This is a genomic window from Bacillus sp. 522_BSPC (assembly GCF_001076885.1).
GTDB classification, from domain to species: domain Bacteria; phylum Bacillota; class Bacilli; order Bacillales; family Cytobacillaceae; genus Niallia; species Niallia hominis.
Genome location: NZ_JVDT01000001.1, coordinates 1 through 3,343, shown reverse-complemented (window position 1 = coordinate 3,343; position 3,343 = coordinate 1). Strand labels below are relative to the sequence as shown.

General features: G+C 33.7%; 5 protein-coding genes and 1 pseudogene. All 6 read right to left on the bottom strand.

The genetic code is table 11. The features are described 5' to 3' along the window. Positions 1 to 301: 301 nt before the first annotated feature. The 6 genes and pseudogenes from ADJ83_RS00025 to ADJ83_RS26095 all read right to left on the bottom strand — a co-directional run bounded on the left by ADJ83_RS00025 (position 302) and on the right by ADJ83_RS26095 (position 3,279). A complete protein-coding gene (locus ADJ83_RS00025) occupies positions 302 to 658 on the bottom strand; it encodes a hypothetical protein (RefSeq protein ID WP_152910775.1) in 357 nt (118 codons plus the stop codon). A 74-nt stretch (positions 659 to 732) separates the two neighbouring features. After that, positions 733 to 1,001, bottom strand: a pseudogene (gene rpsN / locus ADJ83_RS00020) (30S ribosomal protein S14). A 49-nt stretch (positions 1,002 to 1,050) separates the two neighbouring features. Next, the gene (rpmG, locus tag ADJ83_RS00015) at positions 1,051 to 1,200 is read right to left on the bottom strand and encodes a 50S ribosomal protein L33 (RefSeq protein ID WP_016203575.1); all 150 of its coding nucleotides are present in this window, start codon (positions 1,198 to 1,200) and stop codon (positions 1,051 to 1,053) included. A 26-nt stretch (positions 1,201 to 1,226) separates the two neighbouring features. Next, the gene (locus ADJ83_RS00010) at positions 1,227 to 2,414 is read right to left on the bottom strand and encodes a GTP-binding protein (RefSeq protein WP_031540112.1); all 1,188 of its coding nucleotides are present in this window, start codon (positions 2,412 to 2,414) and stop codon (positions 1,227 to 1,229) included. A gap of 218 nt (positions 2,415 to 2,632) precedes the next feature. Next, positions 2,633 to 2,878 (bottom strand): hypothetical protein, encoded by a 246-nt coding sequence (locus ADJ83_RS26100; protein ID WP_231512608.1) that lies wholly within the window; start codon positions 2,876 to 2,878, stop codon positions 2,633 to 2,635. A gap of 53 nt (positions 2,879 to 2,931) precedes the next feature. Next, positions 2,932 to 3,279, bottom strand: coding sequence for a hypothetical protein (locus ADJ83_RS26095; RefSeq protein ID WP_231512609.1), 348 nt, complete (start codon positions 3,277 to 3,279; stop codon positions 2,932 to 2,934). Between the last annotated feature and the right edge of the window lie 64 nt (positions 3,280 to 3,343).

Genomic DNA, 3,343 nt, shown 5'->3' with positions numbered 1-3,343 from the left:
AAAAAGGGAGCTAAAAAAAACTCCCACAAAAACTTGACTCAATCAAACGCGTACCATGTCAATATGAAAATGATAATGAATTGTTATAATATATTAATATATATGTGACCTTTGTTCGTACATATGATACTTTTAAAAATTATATAATTCATCGCTTTATTTTTATAATAAAAAAAGTGCTACTCATACTTGGAGTAACACTGATTGTTTTATATTATTTTCGGAAAACGGCGATTATTAACTTGTTTTCGTTCTCTCGTTAAATGGGGAATAGCAATTGATTAATGTAAAAAGTGGTTTTTTAAGAAACAAAAACAAATACCCTCTTTTTATTCTTTTGAAAACTTCTATCTGACTTAGTATAATCTATCCATCTCATTTGATTAATTCTTGCCATTATCATTAAATCGATTTCCGCTTGTGCTTCATCCATAATTTCTTTAATGGCAGGCATACTGAGGGAAAAGTATTCAGAAGCCTCCTTAAATGGCGATTTTCCGACCATTAGCTCCATAAATTGTTTCTCATTTATGGCCATTTCCTCTAACTCTACTTCTTTACTCTCTATGTATTGATAAATTTCCCGTTTTTTTTCTGGCAAATTGGCAATCGCGCTTCGATAAAAAAATTGAACTACTACAGGATTAACGGAATTCATTTCCTGTTCCTCCATTTTTGATGTGTAGATAAAAGTCGTCAAACCAATAAGCTGACGACTTTTCTTTTTATTCATTACCAGCTGGATTTTTTCACTCCTGGAATCTGTCCTTTATGGGCATATTCTCTAAATGTAATACGGGACATTTTGAATGTTCTCAAATACCCTCTAGGTCTACCAGTCACTTCACATCTGTTTTTTAAGCGGGTCGCTGAAGAATCTCTTGGTAGTTTTCTAAGTGCTTCAATATCTCCTTTTTCTTTTAATTCCATTCGAAGTGCTGCATATTTTTCAACCATTGCTTGCCGTTTTTTTCTTTTACAATTTTTGATTTTTTTGCCATTATTGTTTCCTCCAATACGAAATCATTACGATTTATCGACTATAAAAAATTATTTTGTTTCTCGGTGTAAAGTACGCTTTTTTAAACGTGGGCAATACTTCATCAACTCGATACGGTCTGGATTATTTCGTTTGTTTTTTGTGGTAATATAATTTCTATCTCCTGTTTCTGTACATGCTAAAGTAATTTTCACTCTCATTTTTTCTTCCTCCTAATAAATTTTACTCATTCTGCAAAAAAGGCAGGTAGCGGATCAATGAATTTAGTCCAATCCTTTTTCATTTCCATATCAGTCAATAAACACGCATCTAGCTCTTCTTCCATTTGCTGTTGATTCATGCCAATCCCAATAAACACTAACTCTGTCATGCGATCTCCATAAAGAGGATCCCAACGTTTTTGTAAATCTGGATCTTCTTCTAAAACTTCTTTCTGCTCGCTTTCCGAATAAGTCGCTACCCAATTGCCTGCTCCTTGTATCGTTAAGGATGGACCTGCTTGAGAAAGTAGTCCAGCAATTTCATTTCTCGTAGCCAACCAAATAAATCCTTTCGACCTAACCACTTCAACTGGCCAGTTTACCAACCACTGCATCAATCTAACAGGGTGAAAAGGTTTATTGCTACGATACACAAAGGAAGAAATTCCATATTCCTCTGTCTCCGGAATATGCTCTTCATTTAATTCTTTTATCCAGCCTGCACTTTGACTAGCAGCTTCAAAATCGAATAACCGAGTATATAACACTTGATTTAAGGAAATACGGGAATATTCACTTTCAATGATTTTGGCTTCTGGGTTAAACTTTTGGACTACTGCTTTCAGTTCCTGTAGTTTGCTTTCCGAAACTAAATCCGTTTTATTCAACACAATAACATTCGCAAATTCAATTTGATCGATTAACAAATCTGCTATTTCTCTTTCATCCATTGCATCCACTGCTTGCTTGCGGTCTAAAAGACTTTCACCAGAAGAATAATCATGCCAAAAACGATTAGCATCTAATACAGTAACCATCGTATCTAACTGACAGTATCGGGATAAATCGATACCTACACTCTCATCTACATAGGTAAATGTTTGAGCAACAGGAATCGGTTCGCTAATCCCGCTCGATTCAATGACGATATAATCAATATCACCTAATTGCACAAGCTTTTCCACTTCTAGCATCAAATCTTCCCTAAGTGTACAGCAGATGCAACCATTTTGCATTTCCACCAATTTTTCATCTGTTCTTGAAAAACCCTCCTGTTTCAGCAATGAAGCGTCAATATCTACCTCACTCATATCATTGACAATAACAGCAACCTTTAGGTTTTCCCTATTGGATAAAAGATGATTTAGCAAAGTTGTTTTACCAGACCCGAGATATCCGCTTAAAACGGTAACAGGGATTTTCTTGTTGTTCAATACTCTCACTCCCAAAACAAATCGAAATGATTACGATTTAAAAAATCATTTGTTCTTTGTTCTATTTTTAAAACCCTTCGAACTATTTAATAATAAAACGAAATGATTACGATTTGCAAGTGTTTATAAAGAACTTTTTCATAATTATTTTAATTTGGATGGAAATTTATTGTCTTAAGGGAATTAGCCTTAACTAATTCCCCTTCTTTCTTCTACTATTATGTTAATTTCTCTGCTAGCTTTATACTATTAGTCTCTGTATCAAAAATTCTAGTTCGAATATCATTTTTTGAAAGTAATAAATCATTTCCTTTTTGATCGAAACAGTAAGCAATCGGGATGGAAAAACCACAATTTCGATAGGACCCATCAGCATGGCTTGTCCCTATAATGAAAGCTTTTTCCTTCATTGCTTTTTTTCTTGCTTCTCCAGTCCATTCTTCATATTGTTGCTCACTATACATGCCAACACCTATTGGATTCAAAATAAACTTAACATTTTCATTCTCTAAACCTTCTAATCCTTAAAAATTTCTCTGCAAAGTAAATAGCCTGATGATAATGTGTCATCACTAGTCTTGGATGGTCTATATAACATTTCATTCTCTGGCGTTTTAGCTCTATCTAACATCATCCTTCCAGAACGATTGGCGATAAATGCTCTATCCTTATTATTCTCATCTTTATAACCTGAGACAATATATGTATGATGTTTTTTCGCTAAATGACATACTTCCTCTAAATAATCAGCAGTGAAATAGCCCTCTGGAAATAGAATTACATCCACTTCAGGAAAACTTTCTAATTCCACTAATAATTGTTGTAAGCTCTTTTCCATTTTTGGCTGGCCAATTAGGATTTTCATTTTTCCCTCCTGATAACTAGATTTTTCTATTAAATTATTATTTTTTAGAACTCCTATAAAACAT

Bases quoted from the DNA above. Each gene is read 5' to 3' on its own strand.
- ADJ83_RS00025 (WP_152910775.1), bottom strand. From the start codon at position 658: ATGAATTCCGTTAATCCTGTAGTAGTTCAATTTTTTTATCGAAGCGCG.
- rpmG (WP_016203575.1), bottom strand. From the start codon at position 1,200: ATGAGAGTGAAAATTACTTTAGCATGTACAGAAACAGGAGATAGAAAT.
- ADJ83_RS26100 (WP_231512608.1), bottom strand. From the start codon at position 2,878: ATGTATAGTGAGCAACAATATGAAGAATGGACTGGAGAAGCAAGAAAA.
- ADJ83_RS26095 (WP_231512609.1), bottom strand. From the start codon at position 3,279: ATGAAAATCCTAATTGGCCAGCCAAAAATGGAAAAGAGCTTACAACAA.